Genomic DNA, 25,629 nt, shown 5'->3' with positions numbered 1-25,629 from the left:
CGGAAAAGGCGACGACCGATCGAAGAAGGCGGAAAAGGAGGGCATGACTCCGGGGAGACCGGGCAGGCGACCGTCCGACACATCGGACAGCAGGGAGGGCGACACCATGACGGCCATGTCAGCGCGAGCCACCGGAACGACGGCGCCACTGAGCGACGACCGGACCGGAGCGCGGACAGCCGACGTCGCCGGAGAGCTGCCCTGGGTCGAGGACGCCGGAAAGATCGCCCCGCAGGACGCGCGGGCCCTGTCGAAGATCTTCTTCGACCGCCTCCAGGTACTGGAGGAGGGCACGCACGAGCACCAGTACGCGCGCAACACCCTGATCGAGATGAACCTCTCGCTGGTGCGCTTCGCCGCGTCCCGGTTCCGCAACCGGGGCGGCGACGACACCGAGGACATCATCCAGGTCGGCACGATCGGGCTGATCAAGGCGATCGACCGGTTCGACCTGGCCCGCGAGGTCGAGTTCGCCACCTTCGCCGTCCCGTACATCGTCGGCGAGATCAAGCGCTTCTTCCGGGACACCACCTGGTCCGTCCATGTGCCGCGGCGGCTCCAGGAGCTGCGGGTGGACCTCGCCAAGGCGAAGGAGCAGCTCTCCGCGGAGCTCGACCGCGACCCCACGGTCAAGGAGCTGGCCGAGCACCTCGACCTCCCCGAGGAGGAGATCATCGAGGGGCTCGTGGCCGCCAACGGCTACTCGGCGGGCTCGCTCGACACCCCGTCCGCGGATAGCGACTCCGGCCAGGAGCAGCAGGCCTACGCGGACGTCCTCGGCGAGACCGACCCGGCGATCGAGTCGGTCGAGAACCTGCACACCCTGGCGCCGCTGCTGGAACAGCTCGACGACCGGGAGCGCCGGATCGTGCAGATGCGGTTCGGTGCGGAGATGACGCAGTCGCAGATCGGCGCGGAGCTGGGTGTGTCCCAGATGCATGTGTCGCGACTGCTCACCCGGATCGTCCAGCGGCTGCGCAAGGGGATGAGCATCGAGGCCTGAGCAGGCCACGGGAGGGGCTGGACCGGTGAGTTCTCCCCGACCGTGGTGCGGCTGCCCGGACGTGCGTAGGATCACTCCGAATCCCCTGGAGTGGGATTCTTCGCCACGGGTAGACGCATGGCGGAAAAGGTCTCCGACCTCACTGCGGCGCCCTGGCTGGAGCACATGAACGAACAGGTCATCTCCCCACCGGAAGACCCGGGTCAGGGGCTGCGGTCCGCCGAGGTACTGCTCAGCGCCGAGGTCTTCGACGGCCAGCCGGGCTGTATCGCACTGGCCCGGGCGCTCGCCGACCGCTTCCTGACGAGGCTCGCGGTGGAGTGCCTCGCCACGATCGGCGCGCACACGCGCAGCGACCTCATGCTGGCCGTGAGCGAACTCGTCACCAACGCCGACCGCTACAGCCACGGCCCCTACCTCCTGGAGCTGGAGGGCAACGCTCAGCTCATCAGCGTCACGGTCTACGACAGCAGCACCGCGATGCCCGTGCTGTACGCCCGCGACCCGGCCCGACTGGGCGGTCACGGCATGGAGATCGTCGTGGCGCTGTGCGACCGGCTCACGGCGGAGCGGGTGCCGGTCGGCAAGCGGATCCGGGCGGAGTTCCAGCTCAGCACCTGAGCCCGTCAGGCGTCGAGCACGGCGGTGGCCTCGACCTCGACCAGGTGCTCAGGGATGTCGAGCGCCGCGACACCCACCAGCGTGCCGGGCGGTACGGGCGTGGCCCCCAGCTCCGCGGCGGCCCGGGCCACGCCCTCCAGGAACAGGGGCATCTTGTCGGGTGTCCAGTCCACGACGTACACGGTCAGCTTCGCCACGTCGGCGAAGGACCCGCCCACCGCGGAGAGGGCCGTGGCGACGTTGAGGTAGCACCTCTCGACCTGCGCGGCGAGGTCGCCCGGACCGACGGTGGTCCCGTCGGCGTCCCAGGCGACCTGCCCGGCGACGAAGACCAGCCTCGATCCGGTCGCGACCGACACCTGCCGGTAGGCGCCGACCTCCGGCAGTCCACTCGGGTTCACCAGGGTGATGGCCATGCTGTCCGCCTCCTCGTCCGGAACCCGTGGGGCCCCGGCTGCCACCGGACCAGGCCGTTCCCGGTCACTTGTGGTTACTCGGGAACCGTAGGAGAGTGGCCGCTGACATGGAAGAACGCACTTTTCGGTGACAGGGGAACCTCATGGTGACCAAGCAGTTCAGCAACTCGCCGGAGGACGCGGATCTGCGGCGGGCGGACTCGCTGGCGCGGGAGATCTTCTCCGACGTCGCCAACAAGTGGGCCCTCCTGATCATCGAGGCGCTGGGCGAAGGCACTCTGCGCTTCAGCGAGCTGCGCGGCGAGGTCGAGGGCATCAGCCACAAGATGCTCACCCAGAACCTGCGGATGCTGGAGCGCAACGGCCTGGTCGAGCGGTGCGTGCATCCGACCGTGCCGCCCCGGGTCGAGTACACGCTCACCGGTCCGGGGCAGGGGCTGCGCCGGACGGTCCATGTCATGTGCGACTGGACCCACGAGCACCTCGGCCACATCGAGGCCTCCCGCCGCGACTTCGACGCCTGAGGGGCGGGGGGCGACGCTCACGGGGCCACACTCACGGGGCCACTGCTTTCCCGCGGAGTTGTTTCTATGCGGCGCTGTTCCCCGCGGGGGTTGTCTCCCCGCCGAGCTGTGTCCCCGCGGAGCTGTTCTCCTGCTGAGCTACTTTCCCGCTGAGCCCGGCGCCTTGTCGAACACGCAGTCCCCACACAGCCCGCCGCCCGGACAGCGCCAGTACAGACAGCAGCTGCGCCGCCGGAACGCCGGGCCGTGCGGAGATCCGGTGGCCCGCAGATCGGGGTCGTCGAAGAGTTCCGCCGCCAGCGCGCGGGCCCGCGCGGCGACGTCCGGCCGGTCCTGGACGCGGGCGAAGGAGACCAGTTCGCGCACGGCCCCGGCGAGCGCGGAGCCCGCGTTGCCCCACAGCAGCTGCGGGGAGATGTTCCCGTCGCGCCGGAACGCTTCCGCCAGCGGCACCAGATGCCCGTACTGGACCTCCTCGCGAACCCGGGCCGCCGTACCGGGCAGTTCCGCCGCCTCCGCCAGCCACAGATCGTCCGGCGAGGTGGCGAGCGGGTCCCAGTGGAGTGCGTCGGGTGCCAGGGCGGGAATCCGCCCGAACAGCGCGGCCGGGCCCAGTGCGAGGGACCAGAGCCGCGCGGCGAGACCGAGATGGGCGATGGAGGCGGCGACCCGCCGCTCGGGGGCCGCGAGGCGGGCGGCGACCCGGTCGACACGCGCGGCCAGGGGGCCGGCCTCTCCCCCGTACACCTGTGCCAACGGGCGGTGTGCGCCGTCCGGCACCGGGGTCGTCCGCAGGGCGAAGAATCCCCCGACCGATGCCAGGAGTGCCAGGTCCATGCCGTGTTCCTCCTCGGCCCTCGGCCGGTGGGGGCGGCCGTTCCCGTGACGTCGTCCGTCGGAGACCGGCTGTGCCCGCCTCGCCGCTCACCGTATCCGCCGACGCGGAACTTCTGACGGCCGGGGGCAGGAGGACTACCGTCGAAAGGAGGACGTCGGTGCGACGGGCGTACTACTGGGGCAGTACGTCGAATTGCCGTCTCAAGGACGACGACGCGGGGCCCCGGACGGGACATCGTGGTGTACATGAGCTCCCTTGCGCTGTCCGTGCTGCTGTCACTGATCTCCGCGGTCGCCTACGCGGCCGGAGCGATCATCCAGGAGCGCGTGGCGGCGACCGGTGACAACTCCTCGTACGCCCTGCTCCGCAACCGCGTCTGGTGGGTCGCCGTGCTGCTCAACGGGATCGGCGCGGTCCTGCACGTGGTGGCCCTGGCCTACGGTCCGCTCAGCCTGGTCCAGCCGCTGGGCGCGCTGACGATCGTCTTCGCCCTCCCGATGGCCGCCCTGTTCGTCGGGCGCCGGGCCGGGGCAACGGCCTGGCGCGGTGCGCTGATGGCGACGGCCGGTCTCTGCGGACTGCTGGCTCTCACGGGGGAGGCCGCGCCGCACACGCTGAACGGGGCCGAGCAGTTCCTGCTGGCGACGGTGACCTTCGGGGGCGTCGGCGCGATCTTCGTACTCGCCCGCGCGCTGCGCCGCCCGGTCCTGCGGAGCATCGTCCTGGCCACGGGTGCGGGGGCGGCGTTCGGTATGGCCTCGGTGTTCACCAAGACCGTGGCCATGGAGTGGACTTCCGGCTCGGTCCGCTCGGGACTGCCTACGCTGCTGGTGATCGCCGTACTCGCGGCGGCGGGCCTGCTGCTGTCGCAGGCGGCCTACCGGGGCGCGGGGCTCACGGCCCCGCTCGCGACGGTGACCGTCGTCAACCCGGTTGTGGCCGCAGCGGTCGGGATCACCTTGTTCGGCGAGCACTTCCGCGGCGGGTGGCCGGGCACGGCCCTCGCCCTCTCCTGCGGAGCACTGGCGGCGGCCGGCCTGGTTCTGCTGACGCGGGAGCGGCTGAGCGCGGAGCGCGCCAGAGAGCGGCTGACGGTCCGTGCGGGGGCGGTGGGCGCGGCGGCGGAGAGTGGGCTGCTGGGCACGGTCCCGGAGGGCACTGTTCCTGGCGTCAATGTTCCTGACGGCACTGTTCCTGGCAGCACCGCTGCTGAGGCCACTGTTCCGGAGGGCGCTGCTCCGGGTGGTGTTGCCCTGGAGGGGGTTACGGTGCCGGGCGCCGATTCCGGAGCGCTGACGCCCGACGGGGCGTTGCCCTTGCTGCCGGGCGTGCCGGAGCCCGCGGGGCGGGCCCCCGTGCCGCACACGTCGTCGCTGGCGCTGCCACCGGGACGGGCCGTGCCGGGTCTGGAGTTCGGCGGGGCGGGGGCACTCGGCGAACAGCGGCGCCGGGCCGGGCGGGGGCGGCGCTCCGAGCGGACGGTTCAGACCCTGATGCCACCCGCTCGCAGATAGTCCGGCGGAACGTTCAGACCCTCACCCCGCCCGCCCGCAGATATGCGAGCGGGTCGATGTCGGATCCGTAGCCGGGGCCCGTCCGGACCTCGAAGTGCAGGTGCGGGCCCGTGCTGTTGCCCGTCGAACCGGAACGGGCGATCCGCTGCCCGCCGGAGACCGACTGCCCCGCGCGCACATGGACCGCGGAGAGATGCGCGTACTGGCTGTACTTGCCGTCGTCGTGCCGGACGACGACCTCGTAGCCGTACGCCCCGGCCCAGCCGGCCGAGACGACCCGGCCCGGGGCCACGGACTTCACCGACGTACCGGTGGGCACGGGGAAGTCGACGCCGGTGTGGTAGCCGCTGGACCAGGAGCCGGCCTGACGGTAGGGGGTGCCGGTTCCGGCGGCCACCGGTGCGCTGAGGCCGGAGTGCTTCACAGCCCGCTCCGGAGCGGGCTGCTCCTTCTTGGGGGCGGCCTTCTTCTGCTCGGCCTGCTCGGGCGCCTGCCGTTTCGGGGCTTCCTTCCTCGCTTCCTGCTCCGGGGTTTCCTGCTTCGGCGCCTGCTTCTTCGGTGCGGCCCCGTCCCGTTCGGTCTTCTTCGGCTCGGATTTCTCCGTCCTCGGCGCGCTCGGGACGGGGCCTCGTCGGTCGACCGGCTTGGACGCGCGGCTCGGGTCGAGGGACAGCCGCTGCCCGGGGAAGATCAGGTCGGGGTCGTCGCCGACGACCGTACGGTTGGCCGCGTAGAGGCCCTGCCAGCCGCCGCGCACGCGCTGGGCCGAGGCGATCGTGGAGAGCGAGTCGCCGCTCGCCACGGTGTAGGCGTCACGCTTGCCCGGCACATGGGTCGGCGTCGCCGCGGCGGGGCGGGCCTGCGGCTGCTGCCGGGGCGGGGCGCTCTGCGGAACCACCGCCTGGACGGGCCTGTTCCCCGCGCTCTGCGGGTCGGTGCGCGGAGTGGTCGCCGACGCGTCACCGCCCCGGGTGAGCCCCGCGCGCACCGAACAGGTCGGCCAGGCACCGGGCCCCTGGCCCTCCAACACCCGCTCGGCGACGGCGATCTGCTCGTCGCGGGTGGCGAGGTCGGCGCGCGGCGCGTACTGCGTGCCGCCGAAGGCCGCCCAGGTGGACCCGCTGAACTGAAGCCCGCCGTAATAGCCGTTGCCCGTGTTGATGGCCCAATTGCCGCTGGACTCACAGGCGGCGACCTTCTCCCAGACCTCGCCGGAAGCGGCCCCCGCCGAGGCGGCGGTGACGAGAGGGAGCGCGATGCCGGCACCGCTCGCGGTCACCGTGAGCGAGACACGGTTGATCCGGCTGGGCTGATACCTGCGGTGCCGTCCGTTCGCGGCCATACCTGACTCCCCCATGGGATTTGGGACACGTCGCAAGGGGCAACGTAGGTCCGCGCCGTGACTGATCACAAGCAAAAGGTGGCACTCGGCCACCCGCCGTCGGCTCGTGGCCTGAATTCATCTGAGCATGGCGGAACTTGAACCGTCGACCGATACGCCCGGCATGCGAGGGTGCGGCACGGGCGACCTGTGTCTCGCGCGCCACGGCGTCCGTGTCATCAACGGCGTACGGAATGTGGATCCGGTGCGCCGGTCCGGCGGCGGTTGCTGTACGCGCGCCCGGCTCGATCGGCCCCGGTCGGTTACATGGACCTCATCGCCAGGACGGTGCGCGACTGGCGGCCGAACATCTCCGGACGCGCGGCCGCCGCCGGAACGTGACCGTCAGCGGGCCGCTGGACCGGCTGACCCGCCCGGGCGGCCCGCCGACCTCCGTGCCCTTCGAACCGGAGCTGGTGGTAAGGGATTCGGCCTCGCCCGCGGCAGCTCTCCGACTCATCGTCCAAGGAGAGTGCTACCGTGCCGCGCGGCAACATCAACTGGCCCTCGCTCAAGTGGTGTTGTTCGGGAAACTTCCTGGGACGGATGAGTTCATGGGCGCAGACAACGACGCGGAGCACCTGGAGCACCCGGAGCTGGGATCTCATCTCCATACCTACCGCCCGGTGCGCAGGAAGCCTTCCGCGTACGCGTCGCTCCTGCTGATCCTGACTCCCTTCTCGGCCCTCGCCTACCTTCTGACGGTCCTCGTCGGCGCGCTGTTCGACCGGGACGGGGTCACCCCGCCCGGAGTGCTCGGCGGGCTGGCCTCACCGGGGAGGAGATCGACGGGCCGGGGTCCGCACTCCTCGCCGTCGGCAGGGCGACTGCCGGCCTGGTCGCCGGGGTGTTGGCCGGCGTGCTCGTCGTCGCGGGCCTCACGGCCGCGCGGAAGGTCGGGGGCGAGATACTCGTCGAAGCCGTGATCCGCTGGTTCCGGCATCGCAGGTACATCGCCGCGGCCGCCCTCGCCCTGTGCACCGCCGTCCCGCCCGTGGCGCTGCTCCTCGTCCTGTTCCGCGCCTTCCCCTCCCGGCTGGTTCCCCTCGCGGTGCTGCTCTTCTTCGGCGGCTGGGCCCTGCTGCTCACGGTACGGCGGTGCGTAAGGTCGGAGCGTCTGATGGTGCGTCACCTTCCTCATGTGCCAGGGGTCTTCCTGTTCGCGCTCGCCTGCGAGCAGCTTGTCTCCGGCGGCGCCCTGACCGTCGCGCCGGCCGCCGGACTCTTCCCGCTTACCATCTGGCTCTCCTGGCGCGGCTGGTGGAAGCTGACGGACTCACCACGGCGCACGGTGCAGGCCGCGGCCGACGTCGTACTGTCCGCACAACTCGGCCTGGTTCGCACCCTGTTCATGGTCTGGCTGGCCAACGTCCTGTCGTTCGAACCGGCCCAGGTCACCGTGGCGCTGGAGCTGGTGGAGAAGGTCCAGGAACTGACCGAGGTGCACTGGCTGTACGGGATGGCGGCCTACACCGTGCTCGCCATCGGCAGTTACGTCCTCCTGCTCCGGCCGGATCTCGTCGCGCGGGTCCGACGAAGGCTGCGCCCGGCGCGCTTCGGCGCGTCCCGGCTGCCACTGGGCCTCACCACCAACTTCGTGCAGCGGTCCCTCTCCGGGATCAACGTCGGCATCATGGTCGCCCTGATCTTCCTCGTCGTCCTGGCTCCGGTCTCCGAGGGCGCCTGGAAGCGGCCGGTGGACAAGCGATACGCGCTCGAAGTGCAGCGCCGGGAGTACGCCGAAGGCGCGGCGGCCGCGTACCGGGAGATCCACCAGCAGGTCGTGGCACACCCCCGGGCGGCCGCCCGGGTACGGGACGTGATTCTCGCCGCGCACAGGATCGCCCCCTCACCCCCCGGAGAGCCTGTGAACCGGGCGGCGCTGGACACCGCCCGGCAGGCCGGACGCTTCCAGGCCGGGACGCTGGATGCCGACGAACCGGCCCCACAGCCCGCCCCGACCCCGGACGCCGACGACCTCGACGAACGGCTCGGGCAGCTCGACGAGAGCCAGCAGCGGCGCGCGGAGCGGGAGGAGCGGAGCGGGAGGAGCGGACCGACCGGTTCGCCGAGCTCGCCTCCCTCGCGATCACCCGGATCTTCGACACCCTCGACCTGGGCGACAACCAGGCCGTACAGCTGGTCAGGGAGTACCTCGCCGGGTTGGTGGAGGACGGCCCGGTGAAGACGGTCTTCCACCGGTGGGGCGAAGGAATCGGCCGACCCCCGCCCGACGGCGGCCGACTCGTGCGCATCGACGTCCGCCGTCTGACCGCAGTGGCCTACGAACGCACCGCGGCGGCGGTCCGCCGGGCCGACGCGAGCCTGCTGATCTTCTACGGGCGGTTCGGGATCGGTGTCCCCGCCGGGGAAACGTCACCGGCACTCACGGTCGATCTGGCGAACCAGTACCGGTACTTACGGCAGGGCACGGGCCCCTGCACCGGCTGCGCGGCACGAGCGGGGGCGGGTCCGGCGGCCGCCGCTGAGCCGAGGCCCGCCGGGCCGCACCGGGCGACGAGCCGCGTCACACGCCCGTCGCCCGTCCTACCCTCCAGCCCCTCACGCCCCTCCGGCCCCTCCTGGTGAACCGCCGCATGCTCACCCCGTCTCTCTGCCCCGTCCCCGCCGGTCCGCTCCACCCCCACCCCCGCCCCCGTCCCGGGATGCGCGAGGATGCGTTCATGCCCGCCGTTCCCGCTCCTCCGCCCCGTATCCGAGTCGCGGCGTACGTGATACGTCGTCACCCCTTCCCCGCCCTCCTGGTGTTCGACCATGCCGATTTCCCCGAGGCGGGCACCCAGGTGCCTGCGGGCGGCGTCGGACCGGGCGAGGTTCCGGAGCAGGCCGTCCTGCGTGAGGTCGCCGAGGAGACCGGGCTTGCCGGTGCCCGCGTCGTGCGGCGCATCGCGGTGGACGGGCGGGCGCACCCCGTGACCGGGCAGCCCCGGCTGACCACGTTCCTCCTGCTCGACGCCCCGGCAGACGGCCCGTCGGCGTGGGAGCACCGGGTCCGGGGCGAGGGCGACGACGCGGGGATGCGGTTCGCCTGCCGGTTCGTGCCGCTGCCCCTGCCTCGGCCGCTCACCGACAGCCAGGACGCGTGGCTCGGCCGGGCGGACCCCCACTGGGCCACACCGGGCTGACATCGGACACACACGCCACGAAACGCCGCAGCGTTGCCCCCTCCCCACCCTGCCGCCGCCAGGCCTCGCCGCCGCCCGCCGCGCCGAAGGCCACGTCAACCGCCGGCGGCTGGCCCCGATCTCCGGCCTCGGCGTCAGCCGAGCAGGGTCTCCCGCAGCCGGGCGCCGAAGGCCACCGGGTCCTCCGTGAGCCCGATATGGCTCCCGGGGAAGTCCACCGTCCCGCTCCCGACCCGCCGGGCCAGCCGCTCGGCGGCGACGGCGGGCAGCATCGCCCGGGAGTCCCGTCCGACGCCGACGACGAGCTTCGATGCGGCGCCACGGAGCGCGGCGAGATCGGGGACGTACCCGCTGAACGGGCAGAGCACGTGTTCCAGGAAGACGGGCAGGTTGGCCATCATCCGCCGGAAGGTGGCCGCCTCCGCCGGGGACGGGCCGTCGCTCTTTCCGGCATCGGCCGACCGGTGGCCGTCGTCCGCGTCGTCCCCCCTCTGCTGCTCCGAGTCGTCGTCCGGAGCCAAACCCGCGGCCATCGTCGCCATGGCGGCTTCCACCCCGTCCCTCCGGAAGGACTCCCGTACGGCGGCGAAGAGCGCGCGGCCGGCGGCCGGGTCCGGCAGCAGCTCCACCAGCGGGGGCTCGTGCGCCACAACCCGGCTCAGCAGGCCGGGGCGACGCGACAGCAGGTCCAGCGCGACGACCGCACTGGAGCTGGAACCGAACACGGCCACCGGAGCGCCGTCCGGGGACAGCAGCTCGACGAGGCGTGCGATGTCCTCACTGTGCGTCCGGGGCAGTTGGTCGGTGACGGGCCCGTGGAGCGTACTGCGGGAGTATCCGCGCGGATCGAACGTGGCCACCGTCCACCGGTCCGCCAGATCCACCGCGAGCGCGTCGTAGATTCCGGCATCGGCGCTTCCGCCCGGCATCATCACCAACAGCGGCCCGCAGCCGCGCACCTCGTAGTGCAGCGTCGCACCCGGCACATCCAGCCGTCCGGTACGCACAGCGGTTCGGTCTATGGTTCCGTTACTCGTCGGCATGCCTGTCCTCATGGCCGTCCCCCTTCTTCGAATCGCCTTCCGGCCCTGCGGGCCAGTTCTTCAGCACCAGGTCCAACGCGTCCAATGTCCGCTCCCAAGACGCCTCGACGTCACGGTCGGCCCGGAACGCGCCGTCCGCCTCCAGGTCGCTGAAGCCGTGCAGGGTGCTGCGCAGCATCCGCACGGCGTCGGTGAGATCGGGCTCGGTCAGCCGGTAGGCGCGCATCATGGCGTAGATGGTGTCGACCGTCCGGCGGAAGGCACTGGACTCCTGGGCGACGGCGGGGTCGATCTTCATCTGGGTCGCCTGATACCGCCCGGGGTGCTCCAGCGCGAACGTCCGGTACGCGTGCGCGAATCCGACGAGCGCGTCGCGACCCGCGCGCCCGGCCACCGCCTCGCTCAGCCGGTCGGCGAACTCTCCGGCGGCCAGCAGCGCGACCCGGGTGCGCAGGTCCTGAAGGCCCGACACATGCGAGTAGAGGCTGGCGTCCTTGACCCCGAAGCCCCGCGCCAGTGCCGTGACCGTGACCTTGTCGAACCCGATGGAGTCGGCCAGATCGGCGGCGGCCGCCACCACACGGTCGGCCGTGAGCCCTGCGCGAGCCATCGATGCCTCCACCCACTACTTCCTAGACTATCTAGGTACTTACCTAGGATACATAGGGCGAGCGCGGACGGCATGCGAAAAGCCCGTGGCGGCCACGGACGTTCCGTGACCGCCACGGGCTCACGCGCCGCGCCGACAGCGGGCGTGACTCGGCACGGCAGACTTCACGGACCCCGGCGCGATCAGCTCCGGTAGACACCGAACCCGTAGAGCGGGTGGCCCCAGGACGTGCTGAGCTCAGCCGCGATACGGAGAGGGCGAGGGGGGAGAGCTCTCCCTCCTGGACAAGGGGCTTTGGGGCGACGGGCCTTGACGGGACCCGTCGGGCCTCGACCGGCCTCGACCGGTGTGACTGGCATCGACGGGCATTGACGGGCGGCAACCGTGAGCGTCGCCCGGCGCACGGAAGCGGGCCCGCCCGCCGACGGGACCGCTCACATACGGTCTCGGTGCGTCGGCGGGAGCCGTGCCGCCGGGGAGTGCGGCGGCACGGCTCCCCCGTATCACGCGGTGTGCAGCGTCAGCCCGTACCGGTTGAGGATCTCGTTGATGGGCTGGTACCAGGTCTCACCGCCGCTGGTGCAGTTGCCCCATCCGCCGGAGGTGACGCCCTGGGCCTGGTCTCCGCTGATGAACGAGCCGCCGGAGTCGCCGCCCTGGGCGCAGACGCTCGTCTTGGTCATCTGATGCACGGCGCCCTGGCTGTAGTTGACGGTCTCGTTCTTGGCCAGGACCCGGCCGCAGTGCCAGCGCGTGGTGGAGCCGGAACGGCAGATCGAGGCGCCGACGGGGGCCTCGTTCGAGCCGCGGACGAGCTGGTCGGGGACGGTCCCCCAGCCGAGGACGACGGGGACGGTCCACCAGCCGCTGCCGACGTTCACCCAGGCGTAGTCGTTGCCGGGGAAGGACGAGCCCTGGAAGTTGCCGATGTACGAGTTGTCCCAGCCGCGAACCTGCTGGCCGACGCCCCCGCAGTGCCCGGCGGTGACGAAGCCGCCGTGCACGGAGAAGCCGATGGAGCAGCGGACGTTGCCGGTGTAGTACGGGTCGCCTCCGACCGTTCCGGCGGCGAAGGTCTGCGGAGCCTCGGCGGTCGTCCTGACGGTCACCGGCCCGGCCTTGCGGGCCTTGGCGACAAACGCGCGGACATCGTTGTCAGCCTGTTCGTCGGCGACGACGTTCACGACGACGCGACTGGTCGCCGGGTCGACGTGCCAGCTGCTCACGCCGGAGGGGGCCTTCAAGGCGTCGATGCGCGCTTTCGCCGCGTCGAGCCGCTTGGCCGAGTGCTCGACGAGCCGGGCGTCGGCGCCGGTCGCCCGTACGGCTTCGGCCTTCTCGGCGTCGGTGACGGCGATGGTCAGCCGACCCGTCTTCGCGTCGAGCCAGGAGCCACCGAAGGCGGAGCCCGCAGCACGCTGCGCCTTCGGTTCCAGGGCGGTGGCGGCCTTCTCGTCGGCGAGCCTCGTACGGGCCTGCGCCTCGGTGAGGCCGAGGTCGCGCTGCATGGCCGACAGCAGGGCCGCGGAGGCCGGCGGGTTGGCGGAGTCGACGGGGGCGGCGGAGGCGGTCGACGGGCCCGCGGCGGCCCAGGCACCGAGGAGCAGGAGTGCGGACAGACCGGTCCGCAGCACGGTTGCGTGTCTCAAGGGAGTGACCCTTCCTGTTGTTCCAACGACGTGGGGGTGGAACGGGAGGCGTCCGGGAGCGCGATCCGATCGTGCCGTTGAGAGCGCTCTCAGATGTGCCGTTCCCGGACTGTAGCGGAGTTCCACAGTCAGGTCCATGCCAATGACGGGAGGCATCCCGGAGGGGCACGAGGCGGTCTGCGCACCGGGGTTGAGTAGGCGTACTCATCCCGCACGCCGACACTGGTCCTACTGTCACAGGAACACCGGACAGGACCAGCCCGAGGAGCAGACCATGGCCGGATCGCACCGCAGAACGTGGCGAGCCGCACTCACCGGCGCGCTCGCGGGTTCACTGGTCGTCCTGCTCGGCGCGTGCGGGGTGGTCAGCACCGAGGACGACCGCCGGGAGGCGGAGAAGCTGGCCGAGAAGCACTTTCCCGGGCAGCTCAAGGCGATCGGGGCGCGCACGCTCTTCCCCGGTTCGGGCGGTTCCGAGGTGTCGTTCGCGGTGACCGACGACCGGGACGCCGTGGTTCGGCTCCGGATCGACGCGGACGCGGGCACCTGCGACCGCAAGGGGTGCGCGGGGGTCCTGGCGGACGCGGTACAGCGCGGGCGCACGCAGGCCGAGGAGCACCGCACGCTCAAGGGCGCTTTCGACGCGTGCGGTTACGAGGTCATCGCCCTGGGCCCGACCGGCACCCCGCCCCACGTGGTCGCCGAGCTGACGAACGGCACCGTCGCGAAGCGGCTCCGGGAGATCGGGGACTGCGTCCAGCGCTGGGTCACGGCGAGCGGGGCCGACAGCGAGCTCGGCAGGGCGAAGGCCACGTTCGTCCAGGTGGTCTCCCCCGAGGTCGCCGAGCGGCGTGAGAAGGGCAAGGACTCCTGGCCGACGGTGCTCCGGCTGACCCGGTCGGAGCTCTTGGCCTCACTCACCAAGCACACCTATTTCTCTGTCAGTTACGACATCGAGGCGGGCCGGGTCGACACGACGGGCAACGCCCGGATCGTCCGCCCGTTCCGGGAGCGGCAGAAGTTCGGCGACACCGTCCAGAACGCGGTGAAGGAGCAACTGCGCGCCACCTACCCCCGGGTGGTCATGGCCGACTACCAGTGGATCTGGCGGCTCGAACCGGGCCGCGTCGACCGGCAGACCGGCTACGTACTGTTCTGCCCCGGGCCGGACTCGCGCCGGCGGTGCGTCAACAGCGACGACGCGGTGCTGGTGACCACGGACGAACACGGCAATCCGGTGGGGAAGGGCCGCATCGTGCACGATGTGCGCGAGGGCACGGGCGCACTGCGGCTGCCGCCGGGCACCTCTTAGGTCCAGTGTGAGGTGCTGATCAGTCAGACGGCCGACGCGCAGACGGATGCGCACCTTCTCAAGCACGGGAACCAACTGCGGGCTGTCGGCAGCCTGGCCCGCAGTCAGGACCAGGGGGGGAGCTGACGGCATCGACGATCTGCGGCGAGATGGATTTCGCCGGCCAGGTCGGCCTCTAGACCTGGCAAGCAGCGCTTCCTTCAGCCGGAGCCTGTGACATCGCCGGACGCGTCGCCGTTCTTCCCGTAGGGCGTCAATAGGCCGTCGGGGCTCCATGAACTCCCATTGCTCATCGGCAAGTTGGCCGCGTGTCGACCCAGCGCCTCAGCAGGTCCCATCGCCCCCACACAGGGATGGAAACCGAGTTCGATCACAACCTCGCACGAGCCGTGTGCCTTCGGTGGTACGACCAGGTCACCGCCGCCAGGAGCGGGCCCCACAGCAGGAGTGGGGCGTAGGCGGCGACGAAGAGGACTTCGCCGGCCGAGATGCCGGGGTCCGGGCTGGGGGAGGTCAGCAGTCCGCCGAAGAAGAGGACCCACCACAGGACGGTGACCGCGAGGGCTCCCAGTGAAGCGGCGAGGACCGCGAGCCTGCGCTCGACCGGGCGCCCTCCGAGGAACGGAATCCAGCGCGGCACCACCTCACCCCAGGGCCGCACCAGGCCCAGCGTGAGGTACGAGGCGACCTCGGCGACCGCACCGATCAGCAGCACGTAAGCCAGGGCGATCAGCGGGGAGTCGTCGGGGAATGCGGCGAGGATCTCCTCTCGCTCCATCACCCCGACCGGCACCCCGAGCACGAGCGCGACGCGCCACACCCCGGAGGGAACGGTCGACCAGGCCGCGACATGCGCGGCACGCACCGCCCAGCGCGGGGGCGGCGGGACCGGCGGCCGGGCCGGCGGCGGCATGCGGGATTCGAGCGGGGCGGGATCTGTCGTCACGACCCGAACCTCTCGCACCGCCGGGCCCGGCACGTCGTACCGCGTGATGATCCACCTCCCCCACACGGGGGGTACGGCCCCTCCCGGCCCCGGCCCCGCCCTCAACCGAACGGCGTTGGGCCTAGAGGAGCAGCTTGAAGCCCTCATGGCTGCACGCGAAGCCCAGCGAGCCGTAGAAGCGGTGCGCGTCCTCGCGCTGCTTGTTACTGGTCAGCTGCACCAGCGCGCAGCCCCGCGTGCGGGCCCGTGCGACCGCGCGTTCCATCAGGGCGCGGCCGAGTCCGCCGCCGCGCCGGTCCGCGCGGATTCTCACCGCCTCGATCAGGGCCCGCTCGGCTCCGCCTTTGCCGAGCCCGGGGATGTAGGTCACCTGGAGGCAGCCCACCACGGTGTCGTCGACCAGGACCAGGAGTTCGTTGCGCGGATCGGCGGCAATCGCCGCGAAGGCGCGCTCGTACACCTCCCCGACCACGACGGAGGCCGGGTCCACCGTCTTCTCCTCGTCAGCGAGCAGGGCGAGCACAGCAGGCAGATCGGCTCGGGTCGCCGGTCGCAGCGTGAGTGCACGCTCAGGGACAGGAGCGGGGGCGGGGGCGGAAGGATCGGGCACGGGAGCAGGGGCGGCGAACACGGCACCGACCTTAACGCCCCACTCGCACCTGCCGACGGCTGACCGGGGCGACCACGTCGACGACCCCGCGGGTCACCGCACCTGCGCCTCCACCAGCGCGGATACCAGGCGCGTCATGGCGGCGCGCGGGTCGGGTGCGCCCGGCCAGCCGGTCATCAGGAGGTGGTGGGCGGTGCCGACGACAGCGAGGGCCACGGTGGGTGAATCGACGGCCTCCGCCACCCGGCCGAGCCGCCGCTCGGCCTCCAGATAGCCGGTGACGGCCTCCTGGATCGCCGCGAAGCCGGGGGCCCCTTCCGCCAGGGCCTCGCGGATGCGCAGCGCGGCGGCTGGGCGGGTCACGGCCAGGCCCGAGATGGCGGGACCGCCGGATTCGAACAGCGCGAAGGTGACGGCCTCAAGGTTCCGGGCCACCGCGCCCTGACCGACCAGCCCGGACAGTTCCCGCGCCTTCGCCGCCGTCCGCGCGAACCGGTCGAGGCAGAGCTCGGCCACGAACTCGTCGAGACCCGCGAAATGCGCGTGCAGCAGCCCCTTGGCGCAGCCCGCCTCGGCCGTGACGGACCGGCTGGTGAGCGCGCCGGGCCCGCCCCTTTCCACGACGCGCTCGGCGGCCGCGAACAGTCTCTCGCGTACGTCCGGTGTCGCCACTCCGCGCGGAGACATGGCCCCTCTTCCCTTCCGTCCTGGTCATCCCGGTCGCCCGGGTTGCCCTTGGTCGCCCTCAAGGAGCGCATCCCCTCGATCGTAGCGGTGATTGCCAGTTTGGGCGTGTGCCCATACTGTTTGGGCACACGCCCATTCTCAGTCGCCCAACACCGGAGGCCACCCGTGTCAGTCATCGTCAACACCCAGCAGGCGCAGGCCTGGAACGGTCCCGAGGGCGCCCACTGGGCCCGCACTCAGGACCGCTGGAACGCCGTGAACGAGGGCTTCAACGAGCGGCTCCTCGACGCCGCGGGCATCACCGGGGACCACCGTGTCCTCGACCTCGGCTGCGGTTCCGGGCAGACCACGCGCCTCGCCGCGCTCCGGGCGCCCCAGGGGTATGCGCTGGGCCTCGACCTCTCCGGCCCGATGCTGGCCGAGGCTCGGTCCCGCGCCGAGCGGGAAGGCTCCACCAACGTCTCCTTCGCGCAGGGCGACGCGCAGGCACACCCTTTTGAGGCAGGCACGTTCGACGCGGCGATCAGCCGTTTCGGGGTGATGTTCTTCGCCGACCCCGTGGCGGCCTTCGACAATGTCGCCCGGGCACTGCGGCCGGGCGGGCGCCTGGCGTTCGTCTGCCCGGCCGATGCCACGCTCAACGAGTGGGTGACGGCGATGGAGTCACTGCGCGACTTCCTGCCCCTCGGCGACTTCGGGCGACCGGGGCTGCCTGGCATGTTCTCGTTGGCCGCCCCGGACCGCGTCCGCGACATCCTCACAGCAGCCGGATTCACCGCGATCACCATCACCCAGGCTCAGGCGTACGGGACATGGGGGCAGGGCGCGGAGGACGCGGCGGAGTTCTTGCTGGCGACGGGGCCCGGCCGCCACCTGATGGGGCAGGCCGGCTCCAGGGCACAGGACGCCGCCCGCCGGACTCTGACGGACCATCTGCGCACCTACGGGGCGGCGGACGGAACGGTCCGGCTGCGCAGCACATCGTGGCTGGTCAGGGCAGAGCGACCGGCGGGCCCGGCGGGCACTCCCTAAGGTGCGACCAGGGGGAGACCGGCCGCGCGCCACAGGTCACGGAAACCATCGCCCGCCGTGCCCGACGAGCCCGCCTCCCCCTCCTCCGCCGTACACCACACCTGTACCGCCGCCCCGGCCCCCGCATCCGCATCCGCATAGGCATCCAACTCCCCACCCGTGGCCAGGGGGTCCCAACCCGGGTCGCCGTGGGTGGCGAAGGACGACCAGGCACGCATCATGCGTCGTGACAGCCCCTCGTCGGCCTCGCCGGGCGGGCCGCCGAGGAGGAAGTGGACGCTCTCCTCGTGGAGGTTGCCGAAGGCGAACGGGATGTCCGCGCAGTGCCAGGCGCGGACGCGCTGTCCCCGGCCGCCCCGGCGGCGGTCGAAGCGGGCGAGGTGGGCCCGGCCGCCCGCCCGGGCGTGGGCCTCGGCGAGGCGGGTGCTGTACTCGGCGAACAGCAGGTCGGAGTAGAGGGACAGATAGACGTCGAGCACGGGGGCATCCGGCAGGCGGTCGCGGTAGCCCTCGGCCAGCGACGACGGGAGCCCGAAGTCGGCGGCGAAAACGGCCAGTCGGCCTTCCGTGGCGACCTTCGCGCTGCTGCCGACCGCGTCCAGGAGCCAGTACTCCTCCGTGGTGTGACAGACCAGCAGCTCCACATCGCCGCCCGCCCCTGCCGCCAGTGCCTCCAGCGGGTCGGCGGTGAGCAGGACGCCGTCGGTGACCGGGCCGTAGATCGCGGGGTCGTAGTGGCGCTGCCCCGAGCCGGGGTCCTGCCGGTAGCGGTCGACGACCCGGTCCGATGCGGCGACCAGGGTGCGCGGCGCGGCCGCGAGCAGTCCGGCGGCGGTGGCGGGGACCCCCGCCGCGGCGGCGACCTCGGCGGTGGTGCGGGCCGCCTGCTCCACCGACGCGCAGGCGTTGACGGCGCTGTGCAGGACGGCGCGGCGGAACAGGCCGTGCGCCCGGTCCGCCACCGCCAGGCAGGCCGCCGATGTGGCGCCCGAGGACTGCCCGGCCACCGTGACCCGCTCGGGAGAGCCGCCGAACTCGGCGATGTTGTCGCGCACCCATTCCAGGGCGGCGATCTGGTCGAGCAGTCCCCGGTTGTCGGGGAAGGGTGCGCTGCCGTCGGCGGCGGGGACGTGGCCGAACCCCTCGAAGCCGAGACGGCTGTTGAGGGTGACGACAACGAGCCCCCAGGCCGCGAGTGCGGTGCCGTCGAAGTCGGGCTGGGCCGAGGAGCCGAAGACGTACGCACCGCCGTGGATCCAGACCAGCACGGGGAGGTCCCCGGGGCCGTCGGCGGGCGTCCAGATGTTCAGCGTGAGGATGTCCTCGTCACCGGGCGACCAGACCGGTGCACCGGGCAGCTCGGCCGACTGGGGAGCCACGGGCCCGAACGCGGTGCAGTCGCGTACCCCGTCCCAGGGCTCCGGCGGATGCGGTTCCCGGAACCGGAGGGCGCCGAACGGCGGGGCCGCGTACGGGAGGCCGCGTACGGCCACGATCCCCCGGTCCCGGGCGGCACGCCGTCCCCGTACCCGCCCTGCCTCCGTCGTGAAGACGTCCACCCGTGCAGCTCCCTGTCGTTCGCCCGCCGACCCGGCGTTCGGGCCCGGCCGGGCCAGCTTCCCAGGTCACCCGGCTGCCGCACCAACACCTTGATCGTCACGATTGACGCATCGGTGGTGTTAATCGCCCCGGCGGTACGGAAGGTGCGGAGCACTGCTCCGTACCGCCGGGGCGGGCCCGGCAGGGTGCCCGGGCCGCTCCCCGCCCCGGCTATCCGCCGGTCAACTCGCGCACGGTGGCCATGTCGCTGAACGGCAGCAGCACGCCCTCGGCACTCTGGTGCGGTTCGCTGCCCTTGCCCGCGATGAGCACGATGTCGTCCGGGCCCGCCTCCGCCAGGGCGGCGGCGATGGCCTGGCGGCGGTCGGTGTGCCGCTCGTACGGCGTCCCGGTCGACGCGATGCCCGGCGCGATCTGGTCGAGGATCGCCTCGGGGTCCTCGTAGCGCGGGTTGTCCGAGGTGAGGACGCACAAGTCGGAGTGGGTGCCCGCGATGGTGCCCATCTCGGCACGCTTGGTGGTGTCGCGGTCGCCGCCGCAGCCGAAGACGGTGATCACCCGGCCCTGGGCGAAGCCCCGGATCGTGGTGAGAACCTTGCTGAGGGAGTCCGGCGAGTGGGCGTAGTCCACGATCACCGAGGTGCCCGCAGGGGTGCGGAGCCGTTCGAAGCGGCCGGGGATCTGCGGCATCCGCTCCAGGGCGTCCACCAGCCCGGTCAGGCCATGGCCCAGGAGGTGGCACGCGGCCAGCGTCGCCAGCGCGTTGGAGACCGAGAACCGCCCGGGCGAGGGGATCGCCGCCGGGTACTTGCGGCCGTCGTGGTGCAGGGTGAACCGGGTACCCGAAGCGTCCACGGCGAGGTCGCTCGCACGGTAGTCGGCATCGCCGTCCAGCGCGTACGTGGTCACCGCGTCGGGCATCAGGTCACGGATCCCGGCGCCCACCGGGTCGTCGGCGTTGATCACGGCGCGGCGGCACAGGCCCTGGAAGAGGCGGAGTTTGGCGTCCCGGTAGTTCTCCATGGTGCCGTGGTCGTCGAGGTGGTCCTGGGTCAGGTTGGTGAAGACGCCGACATCGATGAACGTACGGTCCAGACGGTGCGTCAACAGGCCCATCGACGTGGCCTCCAGGACGACGCTGCCGGCGGACCGGTCACGCATGTACCCCAGCAGGTACTGGAGATCGGGCGATTCCGGGGTGGTGAGCACCGAGGGCGGCATCGGGATGGACTCGTCCCCGATACGGCTCCCCGCGGTGCCGATCACGCCGACCCGTGCGCCCTCGGCGAGGCGGAGCACCGACTCGGTCATGTACGAGACGGACGTCTTGCCGTTCGTCCCGGTGATGGCGATGAGGTCCATCGCCCGGCCCGGTTCCCCGTGGTAGCGGGAGGCGACGACCGCCGCGGCCCGGCGGGCGTCGGGGACACGTACGGCGCAGGCGTCTCCCACGGCCGCGGGAAGGGGTGGTGCCTCTTCGTCGACCAGGACGGCGACCGCGCCGCGTGCGACCGCCGGCGCGACGGCCTCGGGGCCGCCGGCGGCATGGCCGGGTACCGCGACGTAGACGGAGCCGGGGGTGACCCGGTCCACGTCGAACGTCGTTCCGGCGGTGACGTCCGTGCGCTCCGGGGTTCCCTGGAGCACATGGTGGTCCTGCCCGGCCAGTAGGTCGCTCAGCTTCACGATGATCCCTTCGAGTGCGGCGCGGCCCCGGTCGTGCGGCCGTCGCCGGGAAGCGGCCCGGGCGGGTGCGCCGTGGGCCGCGTGATGCTGTGGAGCCGATGGTTGGATCTCGCGTCCGGCGCGTGCCGGTGCGGCGGTGTCTCCGGTGCTCGGCGGGCCGGAGGCGGTGGTGTTCGGGTGCGTGGTGGGGCGGAGGACCGGGGCGGAGTTGCCGTGGTCCACGAACGCCGGATGCGGCCGGATGCCGCCGAATGTCAGCGGAAGCCGCCGACCGGAATCGCTGCGAAGAACGCTAGCCGTGGCCGTGCAGTGCCGTACGCCCCGTCCCGGGCGCCGCGTCGGCGGGCGCCGGTGGCGCGGCCGCGCGGGAGACGGCCGGGGGCAGCGCGGAAGCGGCCCGGTGCGGGCGGCACTCCATCGGCTCTGCGCTACGTCCCATGCGCCGAGTGTACGTGCGGTGGGAAGCCCCCCGGTCCGGCTCCGGATCGCCCCACGCTCCTGCGGCCCGGCACGAGGCGAGCGGCCCGGTGGCCCGGAACGCCCCAGCCTCCTCTGCCCCGCCCTGCGCTGCTCTGCTCTGCCCCCCAGGGCTGGTCTGCTCTGCCGCTGAACAGTCCGTGAACCGGCAGCAGAGCGGCCACGCACGCCCGCGACCTGCGGACGGACCCGCTCCCGGCGCTCTCGCCGCCCGCCGGATACCGATCTTCCCTTTGCGGCCGGAGCAGGACCGGAGTGGAATTGCGTACAGGGGACAGTGGTTCTCCCGAGGAAAGGACGCACCATGAGCGACACCGACTGGGGGGACGACGTCTACCAGCCCCAGGAACAGCCCGAGGCTTCCGACCCCGATGAGCAGCTCGGCGCCGAGGACACGCTCATGGATCCTTCCGGCACCGGTGACCCCCTCGACGAGGGGTATTCGCCGCCGGACCGGCCGTGGGCGGTCGAGGGCCGCGGCACCACCGCGGCCGAAGGCCTCACGGGCGAATCCCTGGAGGCCCGGCTGACCCGTGAGCTGCCCGAGCCCGACGGATTTCCGGGCGACGGCGTGGGCGATCTGGTGGGCGGGGACGGCGAGCTCTGGGACGGCGAGGTGGGCGTCGTACGTGCCGGGCGGCTGACCCAGCAGGCCGACGGGAGTGTTCCGGCCACCCTCACCGCCAGCGATGTGGGCATCGACGGCGCGGCGGCCTCCGCCGAGGAAGCGGCCATGCACGTCATCCCCGACCCGGCGGAGGAGGACTCGCTCATCGACGGCGATGCGCTGCCCGGCCCCAGTGGTACGGCCTCCTCGCCCTCGCCCTGAGCCCACCCCCGGGCTCCGCACCCTGAACGCCGCCGCCCCCCGCTCCGTACCCCCTGCGAACGCACAGCACACACCGTGTGTACGGCTTGCCCACCGCGTACCTCAGCACCGCACACACCCCTGATCCCCCAGGAGCACACAGATGAGCGGCACCGCCCGGATCGGCGTCACCGGACTCGCGGTCATGGGCCGCAACCTCGCCCGGAACTTCGCGCGCAACGGTTTCACCGTCGCCGTGCACAACCGCACGGCTTCCCGGACCGACGCCCTGGTCGAGGAGTTCGGCGACGAGGGCACGTTCGTCGCGGCGCACACCCCCGAGGAGTTCGTCGCCGCTCTGGAGCGGCCCCGGCGGCTGGTGATCATGGTGAAGGCCGGTCGGCCCACCGACGCGGTGATCGGGGAGTTCGCGCCGCTGCTGGAGGAGGGCGACGTCATCATCGACGGCGGGAACGCCCACTTCGAGGACACCCGGCGCCGCGAACGGGAGCTGCGCGAGCTCGGCATCCACTTCGTGGGGGCGGGGATCTCCGGCGGCGAGGAGGGCGCGCTCAACGGGCCCAGCATCATGCCGGGCGGCTCGGCGGAGTCCTACGCATCGCTGGAGCCGCTGCTGGAGAAGATCGCCGCGCAGGCGAAGGACGGCACACCGTGCACCGCGCATATCGGCCCCGACGGCGCCGGGCACTTCGTGAAGATGGTCCACAACGGCATCGAGTACGCCGACATGCAGCTGATCGCCGAAGCCTACGACCTGCTGCGCTCCGTGGGCGGCTACTCCCCCACGCAGATCGCGGACGTCTTCCGCACCTGGAACACCGGGCGGCTCGACTCGTACCTCATCGAGATCACGGCGGAGGTCCTCGCCCATACGGACGCGGCGACCGGCGCACCCTTCGTCGACATCGTGCAGGACCGGGCCGAGCAGAAGGGGACCGGGCGCTGGACCGTACAGATCGCGCTCGACCTCGGTGTTCCGGTCTCCGGGATCGCCGAGGCGGTCTTCGCCCGGTCGCTTTCCGGCCACGCCGATCTGCGGGAGGCCGCCCGAGGTCTGCCGGGGCCCGCGCCGGAGCCGCTGAAGGGGGCGGAGGCCGCGGCCTTCGCGGACCGGGTCGAGCAGGCCCTGTACGCCTCCAAGGTCGTCTCGTACACGCAGGGCTTCCACCAGATCCGGGCGGGCAGCGAGGCGTACGACTGGGGCATCGACCCCGGTGCGGTGGCGGCGATCTGGCGGGCGGGCTGCATCATCCGGGCGGCGTTCCTGGACCGCATCAGGGCGGCCTACGACACCCGGCCCGACCTGGTGAGCCTGCTGTCGGACGAGGAGTTCGGCCGGGAGATCGGCGCGGCCCAGGACGACTGGCGGTCGGTGGTCGCCGAGGCGGTGCGCCAGGGCGTGCCGACGCCGGGGTTCGCCGCCGCACTGGCGTACTACGACGGGTTGCGCGCGGAGCGACTGCCCGCGGCGCTCACCCAGGGGCAGCGGGACTTTTTCGGGGCGCACACCTACCGGCGTACGGACCGGGAGGGGTCGTTCCACACGCTCTGGGGCGGCGACCGGTCCGAGGTCGGGGCCGGCTGAGGCCGCCCGGGGCGCTCCCCCGGCCGGGCCACCCGGGGTGCGGGCGGGGGCGGGACGTGGGTTAGTTGCTGCGAGCCCAGTTCGCCGCCGTCCGTTCGGTCCCCTTCGTTCGGCGTCGTCCATTCGGTGCCGTCCCGTTCGTCGCCGTCCGTACACCCCGCCTGTTCACCCCCGCCTGTTCCCCGTCCAGTGGAGTGCGCGCATGCCCGACGCCGTCCCCGATCCCGTCTCCGTCCAGCCCGTCGTGGCGCCGGTGACCAACGCGGCGCTCTTCCTGGTCGGCACGATCGAGCCGGGCGGCGAGAGCGCCGTGCGGGACGTGCTGCCGGATCTCGCGGCCGTGGCGCGTTCGCTCGGCTTCCGGTATCCGGACTCCGGGCTCGCCTGTGTGACCGGCTTCGGCTCCACCGCCTGGGACCGGCTCTTCGACGGGCCGCGCCCCGCGCGCCTGCACCCGTTCCGGGAGCTGCGGGGCCGCCTTCACCACGCCCCGGCGACCCCGGGCGACGTGCTGCTGCACATCCGGGCCGAGCGGATGGACCTCTGCTACGAGTGGGCCGCCCAGCTGCTCGACAAGCTGGACGGGGCCCTGCGGATCGTGGACGAGACGCACGGCTTCCGCTATCTCGACCACCGGGACCTGCTCGGATTCGTGGACGGTACGGAGAACCCGGTGGGCGAGGAGGCGCGTGCGGCGGCGCTCGTCGGTGTGGAGGACGACCCGGACTTCGGGGGCGGCAGTTACGTCGTCGTACAGAAGTACCTGCACGACCTCAAGGCCTGGAACGCGCTCTCCGTCGAGGAGCAGGAGCGGGTCATCGGTCGTACCAAGCTCGACGACGTGGAGTTCCCCGACGAGGAGAAGCCCGCCGACTCCCACCTCTCGCTCAACACCATCACCGATCCGGACGGCACCGAGCGCGACATCCTGCGGGCGAACATGCCGTTCGGGAACTTCGGGCAGGGCGAGTTCGGCACGTACTTCATCGGGTACGCGGCAGACCCCGACGTCACCGAGCGGATGCTGCGCAACATGTTCCTCGGTGATCCGCCCGGGACGCACGACCGCATCCTCGACTTCTCCACGGCGGTCACCGGTTCCCTCTTCTTCGCCCCCCGCGCCGACTTCCTCGACGCCCCGCCGCCCCTGCCCGCCCCGGACCGCTCCGCCGACCTGCCGGAACCGGTGCCCGCACCGGTCCGGCAGGAGCCGGTCACGGCCGGGCCGGACCATGGTTCGCTGCGTATCGGCAGCCTGCAAGAAAGCGCCCAGTGATGAACAACCTGCACCGCGAACTCGCACCGGTCACGCCCGCCGCCTGGGACGAGATCGAGGAGGAGGCCCGGCGTACGTTCCGCCGTCATGTCGCGGGCCGCCGCGTCGTCGACGTCTCCGATCCGGACGGCCCGACGCTGGCCGCGGTCGGAGACGGCCATCTGCGCGACATCGATCCGCCCACGCCGGACGTACTGGCCCGGGCTCGTACGTCGATGCCGGTCATCGAGTGGCGGGTGCCGTTCACTGTGACCCGGCAGGCCGTGGACGACGTGGAGCGCGGTTCGGCCGACAGCGACTGGCAGTCCGTCAAGGACGCGGCGCGCACCTGTGCGTTCGCCGAGGACATGGCGATCATCGACGGCTACGCCTCGGCCGGGATCACCGGTCTGCGGGACGGTTCCTCGCACGACCCGCTGCCGCTGCCCGCCGACGCCCGGGACTATCCGGTGGCGGTCAGCCAGGCGGTGACACGGTTGCGGCTGGCCGGAGTGGACGGACCGTACCGGCTGCTGCTGGGCGCGGACGCGTTCACGGAGGCCGCCGAGACGTCCGACCACGGGTATCCGGTCAAGACCCATCTGAGCCGCCTGGTGGACGACGAGATCCTCTGGGCTCCCGCGGTCAAGGGCGGGGTGCTGCTGTCCACCCGGGGCGGTGACTTCGAACTCCGCCTGGGCCAGGACTTGTCGATCGGCTATGCGGACCACGACGCCACCAGCGTCCACCTCTACTTCCAGCAGGCGTTCACCTTCCGGATGCTGACACCGGAGGCCGCGGTCGGCCTGATCGCCTGAGCGCGGGCGAACGACGGGAGACGGACCAGGGGCGACGGGCGACGGGCGACGGGCGACGGGCGACGGGCGACGGGCGACGGGCGACGG

Annotated in this window: 25 protein-coding genes and 2 pseudogenes; 14 read left to right on the top strand and 13 right to left on the bottom strand. The window is 72.2% G+C overall.

Features of this window, described 5'->3' with window-relative positions; translation table 11 throughout:
• The first annotated feature begins 106 nt into the window (after positions 1 to 106).
• On the top strand, positions 107 to 1,003 hold the full coding sequence (locus tag RI138_RS30320) for an RNA polymerase sigma factor SigF (RefSeq protein WP_096627408.1): 897 nt from the start codon (positions 107 to 109) through the stop codon (positions 1,001 to 1,003).
• 165 nt (positions 1,004 to 1,168) lie between these two features.
• On the top strand, positions 1,169 to 1,624 hold the full coding sequence (locus RI138_RS30315) for an ATP-binding protein (RefSeq protein ID WP_096627425.1): 456 nt from the start codon (positions 1,169 to 1,171) through the stop codon (positions 1,622 to 1,624).
• A 5-nt stretch (positions 1,625 to 1,629) separates the two neighbouring features.
• Here the strand turns inward: RI138_RS30315 and RI138_RS30310 are convergent, their stop codons facing one another.
• Positions 1,630 to 2,040: a RidA family protein gene (locus tag RI138_RS30310; RefSeq protein WP_311122464.1), complete on the bottom strand. Its 411-nt coding sequence runs from the start codon at positions 2,038 to 2,040 to the stop codon at positions 1,630 to 1,632.
• A gap of 143 nt (positions 2,041 to 2,183) precedes the next feature.
• On the opposite strand from RI138_RS30310, the gene RI138_RS30305 reads away from it, so the two are divergent.
• Entirely contained in the window at positions 2,184 to 2,564 is a 381-nt protein-coding gene (locus RI138_RS30305; RefSeq protein ID WP_311122463.1) for a winged helix-turn-helix transcriptional regulator, read from the top strand.
• Between the two features lie 138 nt (positions 2,565 to 2,702).
• Here the strand turns inward: RI138_RS30305 and RI138_RS30300 are convergent, their stop codons facing one another.
• Positions 2,703 to 3,401, bottom strand: a complete 699-nt coding sequence (locus RI138_RS30300; protein WP_311122462.1) for a (2Fe-2S)-binding protein — start codon at positions 3,399 to 3,401, stop codon at positions 2,703 to 2,705.
• A 246-nt stretch (positions 3,402 to 3,647) separates the two neighbouring features.
• On the opposite strand from RI138_RS30300, the gene RI138_RS30295 reads away from it, so the two are divergent.
• Positions 3,648 to 4,916, top strand: coding sequence for a DMT family transporter (locus tag RI138_RS30295; RefSeq protein ID WP_311122461.1), 1,269 nt, complete (start codon positions 3,648 to 3,650; stop codon positions 4,914 to 4,916).
• 13 nt (positions 4,917 to 4,929) lie between these two features.
• Here the strand turns inward: RI138_RS30295 and RI138_RS30290 are convergent, their stop codons facing one another.
• Entirely contained in the window at positions 4,930 to 6,258 is a 1,329-nt protein-coding gene (locus RI138_RS30290) for a transglycosylase family protein (protein WP_311122460.1), read from the bottom strand.
• A gap of 264 nt (positions 6,259 to 6,522) precedes the next feature.
• Here RI138_RS30290 and RI138_RS30285 point away from each other — a divergent pair.
• The 4 genes and pseudogenes from RI138_RS30285 to RI138_RS30270 all read left to right on the top strand — a co-directional run.
• Positions 6,523 to 6,659: pseudogene (locus RI138_RS30285) on the top strand (LacI family transcriptional regulator); the annotation flags it as partial.
• Positions 6,660 to 7,156: 497 nt separating this feature from the next.
• Positions 7,157 to 8,482 (top strand): hypothetical protein, encoded by a 1,326-nt coding sequence (locus tag RI138_RS30280; RefSeq protein WP_311122459.1) that lies wholly within the window; start codon positions 7,157 to 7,159, stop codon positions 8,480 to 8,482.
• On the top strand, positions 8,479 to 8,886 hold the full coding sequence (locus RI138_RS30275; protein ID WP_311122458.1) for a hypothetical protein: 408 nt from the start codon (positions 8,479 to 8,481) through the stop codon (positions 8,884 to 8,886). The genes RI138_RS30280 and RI138_RS30275 overlap by 4 nt, the downstream gene beginning before the upstream one ends.
• Positions 8,887 to 8,981: 95 nt before the next feature.
• The gene (locus tag RI138_RS30270; protein ID WP_311122457.1) at positions 8,982 to 9,443 is read left to right on the top strand and encodes an NUDIX hydrolase; all 462 of its coding nucleotides are present in this window, start codon (positions 8,982 to 8,984) and stop codon (positions 9,441 to 9,443) included.
• A 134-nt stretch (positions 9,444 to 9,577) separates the two neighbouring features.
• Here the strand turns inward: RI138_RS30270 and RI138_RS30265 are convergent, their stop codons facing one another.
• The 3 genes from RI138_RS30265 to RI138_RS30255 form a co-directional block, all read right to left on the bottom strand.
• Entirely contained in the window at positions 9,578 to 10,486 is a 909-nt protein-coding gene (locus RI138_RS30265; protein WP_398864044.1) for an alpha/beta fold hydrolase, read from the bottom strand.
• Positions 10,473 to 11,096 carry a TetR-like C-terminal domain-containing protein gene (locus tag RI138_RS30260; RefSeq protein WP_311122455.1) on the bottom strand — a complete coding sequence of 208 codons (624 nt, stop codon included), beginning with the start codon at positions 11,094 to 11,096 and terminating at the stop codon, positions 10,473 to 10,475. The genes RI138_RS30265 and RI138_RS30260 overlap by 14 nt, the downstream gene beginning before the upstream one ends.
• Before the next feature lie 503 nt (positions 11,097 to 11,599).
• Positions 11,600 to 12,745: a S1 family peptidase gene (locus RI138_RS30255; protein WP_311122454.1), complete on the bottom strand. Its 1,146-nt coding sequence runs from the start codon at positions 12,743 to 12,745 to the stop codon at positions 11,600 to 11,602.
• Positions 12,746 to 13,019: 274 nt separating this feature from the next.
• Here RI138_RS30255 and RI138_RS30250 point away from each other — a divergent pair, with 274 nt between their 5' ends.
• The gene (locus tag RI138_RS30250) at positions 13,020 to 14,057 is read left to right on the top strand and encodes an SCO7460 family lipoprotein (RefSeq protein ID WP_311122453.1); all 1,038 of its coding nucleotides are present in this window, start codon (positions 13,020 to 13,022) and stop codon (positions 14,055 to 14,057) included.
• A 27-nt stretch (positions 14,058 to 14,084) separates the two neighbouring features.
• Here RI138_RS30250 and RI138_RS30245 read toward each other — a convergent pair.
• From RI138_RS30245 to RI138_RS30230, 4 genes and pseudogenes are all read right to left on the bottom strand, one after another.
• Positions 14,085 to 14,297 (bottom strand): annotated as a pseudogene (locus RI138_RS30245) (IS5/IS1182 family transposase); the annotation flags it as partial.
• Between the two features lie 130 nt (positions 14,298 to 14,427).
• Positions 14,428 to 15,003: a hypothetical protein gene (locus RI138_RS30240; RefSeq protein WP_311122452.1), complete on the bottom strand. Its 576-nt coding sequence runs from the start codon at positions 15,001 to 15,003 to the stop codon at positions 14,428 to 14,430.
• Positions 15,004 to 15,124: 121 nt separating this feature from the next.
• Positions 15,125 to 15,559: a GNAT family N-acetyltransferase gene (locus tag RI138_RS30235; RefSeq protein WP_311123064.1), complete on the bottom strand. Its 435-nt coding sequence runs from the start codon at positions 15,557 to 15,559 to the stop codon at positions 15,125 to 15,127.
• A gap of 147 nt (positions 15,560 to 15,706) precedes the next feature.
• On the bottom strand, positions 15,707 to 16,300 hold the full coding sequence (locus RI138_RS30230) for a TetR/AcrR family transcriptional regulator (protein WP_311122451.1): 594 nt from the start codon (positions 16,298 to 16,300) through the stop codon (positions 15,707 to 15,709).
• 165 nt (positions 16,301 to 16,465) lie between these two features.
• On the opposite strand from RI138_RS30230, the gene RI138_RS30225 reads away from it, so the two are divergent.
• Positions 16,466 to 17,332, top strand: a complete 867-nt coding sequence (locus tag RI138_RS30225; RefSeq protein WP_311122450.1) for a class I SAM-dependent methyltransferase — start codon at positions 16,466 to 16,468, stop codon at positions 17,330 to 17,332.
• Here RI138_RS30225 and RI138_RS30220 read toward each other — a convergent pair.
• From RI138_RS30220 to RI138_RS30210, 3 genes are all read right to left on the bottom strand, one after another.
• Positions 17,329 to 18,891 carry a carboxylesterase/lipase family protein gene (locus RI138_RS30220; protein WP_311122449.1) on the bottom strand — a complete coding sequence of 521 codons (1,563 nt, stop codon included), beginning with the start codon at positions 18,889 to 18,891 and terminating at the stop codon, positions 17,329 to 17,331. The genes RI138_RS30225 and RI138_RS30220 overlap by 4 nt on opposite strands.
• 211 nt (positions 18,892 to 19,102) lie before the next feature.
• The gene (locus RI138_RS30215) at positions 19,103 to 20,578 is read right to left on the bottom strand and encodes a UDP-N-acetylmuramoyl-L-alanyl-D-glutamate--2,6-diaminopimelate ligase (protein WP_311122448.1); all 1,476 of its coding nucleotides are present in this window, start codon (positions 20,576 to 20,578) and stop codon (positions 19,103 to 19,105) included.
• 292 nt (positions 20,579 to 20,870) lie between these two features.
• On the bottom strand, positions 20,871 to 21,017 hold the full coding sequence (locus RI138_RS30210) for a hypothetical protein (RefSeq protein ID WP_179500121.1): 147 nt from the start codon (positions 21,015 to 21,017) through the stop codon (positions 20,871 to 20,873).
• A gap of 342 nt (positions 21,018 to 21,359) precedes the next feature.
• Here RI138_RS30210 and RI138_RS30205 point away from each other — a divergent pair, with 342 nt between their 5' ends.
• The 4 genes from RI138_RS30205 (at position 21,360) to RI138_RS30190 (ending at position 25,542) form a co-directional block, all read left to right on the top strand.
• Positions 21,360 to 21,884 (top strand): DUF5709 domain-containing protein, encoded by a 525-nt coding sequence (locus RI138_RS30205; RefSeq protein ID WP_311122447.1) that lies wholly within the window; start codon positions 21,360 to 21,362, stop codon positions 21,882 to 21,884.
• A 142-nt stretch (positions 21,885 to 22,026) separates the two neighbouring features.
• The gene (gene gndA / locus RI138_RS30200) at positions 22,027 to 23,469 is read left to right on the top strand and encodes an NADP-dependent phosphogluconate dehydrogenase (RefSeq protein ID WP_311122446.1); all 1,443 of its coding nucleotides are present in this window, start codon (positions 22,027 to 22,029) and stop codon (positions 23,467 to 23,469) included.
• Positions 23,470 to 23,671: 202 nt separating this feature from the next.
• Positions 23,672 to 24,745: a Dyp-type peroxidase gene (locus RI138_RS30195; RefSeq protein ID WP_311122445.1), complete on the top strand. Its 1,074-nt coding sequence runs from the start codon at positions 23,672 to 23,674 to the stop codon at positions 24,743 to 24,745.
• The gene (locus tag RI138_RS30190) at positions 24,745 to 25,542 is read left to right on the top strand and encodes a family 1 encapsulin nanocompartment shell protein (protein ID WP_311122444.1); all 798 of its coding nucleotides are present in this window, start codon (positions 24,745 to 24,747) and stop codon (positions 25,540 to 25,542) included. The genes RI138_RS30195 and RI138_RS30190 overlap by 1 nt, the downstream gene beginning before the upstream one ends.
• Positions 25,543 to 25,629: the final 87 nt, after the last annotated feature.

The sequence above is a fragment of the Streptomyces durocortorensis genome (assembly GCF_031760065.1).
In the GTDB taxonomy this organism is placed as follows: domain Bacteria; phylum Actinomycetota; class Actinomycetes; order Streptomycetales; family Streptomycetaceae; genus Streptomyces.
The sequence above is the reverse complement of the archived record's forward strand: the minus strand, read 5'-3'. Positions and strand labels throughout refer to the sequence as shown.